This window comes from Mesorhizobium sp. M0018 (assembly GCF_040323955.1).
GTDB lineage: Bacteria > Pseudomonadota > Alphaproteobacteria > Rhizobiales > Rhizobiaceae > Mesorhizobium.
Genome location: NZ_JAMYVL010000079.1, coordinates 1 through 1,095 on the forward strand (window position 1 = coordinate 1; position 1,095 = coordinate 1,095).

The window sequence follows — 1,095 nt, forward strand, 5'->3', positions numbered from 1 at the left end:
CAGGCTGTTGAAGAAGTCAGGCTCTTTCGCAAACGAAGCCTGAATCGTCGGCGTTGTGGATGTAGAAGTGGCCGACGAGGCGGCCTGCAGTGCCAAAGACAGCCCAGCCGCGGCCAGAGGCTGGGTCTTTCTCATCATGCCCCTCCCACGAGAATTCCGCGCATGCTGAGCCATCGCGGGTGCCATATCGGACATCGAGGAAGCCCTTGAGTGCGCCGAAGGCGATCTCGCCATCCGCCGAGCCTTTGAATGTCAGATGCGCTTCCTCGACGAGATCGAGGAAGTCGTTATCCCAAACATCCATCTCGACGATGCGCCAGCGGCCGGCAAAGGCCTTGGCGAAGCCGGGAACCTTGGCCATCAGCCGGTCTCCGCCATGAGCTTTGGCAGTCGCACCAGATTGTAGGCAGCGGCTGCGAAGGTGAAGGCCCATCCGACACGGTCGCGGCCGCGGAACCTCGTCTTGTGCTGGCCGGCCACGACCTTGATCCAACCGAATGCCTCTTCGATGCGCTTCCTGATGCGCTGGCTGACGGCATAGCCGCCATGCCGCGTCGTGCGCCCATCGATCGCGGAACTGCGGCCACTCGTGTTGTTCTGCGCTACATGCGGCGTCACCCTCATCGAGCGCAGCTCATTGACGAAGTCTTCTGTGTCGTAGGCCTTGTCGGCACCGAGCGTGATCGCCTGCGGTCGGTCGGCGCGAGGTTCGATCATGTGCAGTGCGGCCACCCGCTCAGCATGTCCGTCGGCCAGTGTCAGGCAGGCGTCGACCAGCAGCCCGTGGCGGTTCTCCATCAAGCCATGTCCCATAAAGCGCAGCTTGGCCTCCTTGCCTTTGCCCTTGCGATAGAGCCGGGCATCCGGATCGGTGGTCGAGGCATGTGTGTCGTTCGAGCGCTTGTGGCCATGGAAGTCCGCTTCCGCGTTTCGCCCGCCCCCTTCAGCCGGCGGCTCGCCATGGCCGCCGCTTGGGCCGTCCTTCGGTTTGACGCTCTTCATCGACGCCCAGGCCTCGATCAGCGTCCCGTCGACCGAGAAGTGATCCGTCGACAGAAGCCTCTTGACCTTGGGCTGCGCCAGCACCGCGCTCAG

The 1,095-nt window shown here is 63.5% G+C and carries 2 protein-coding genes; both read right to left on the reverse strand.

All coding sequences use genetic code 11. The annotated features are described in order from the left end of the window. Nucleotides 1-16: 16 nt before the first annotated feature. Nucleotides 17-361, reverse strand: a complete 345-nt coding sequence (locus NKJ81_RS32510) for a hypothetical protein (RefSeq protein ID WP_352502257.1) — start codon at nt 359-361, stop codon at nt 17-19. Beyond that, nucleotides 361-1,095: IS5 family transposase (locus tag NKJ81_RS32515; RefSeq protein ID WP_352542982.1), on the reverse strand; the 735-nt coding region annotated here is incomplete at its 5' end. The genes NKJ81_RS32510 and NKJ81_RS32515, both read right to left, overlap by 1 nt.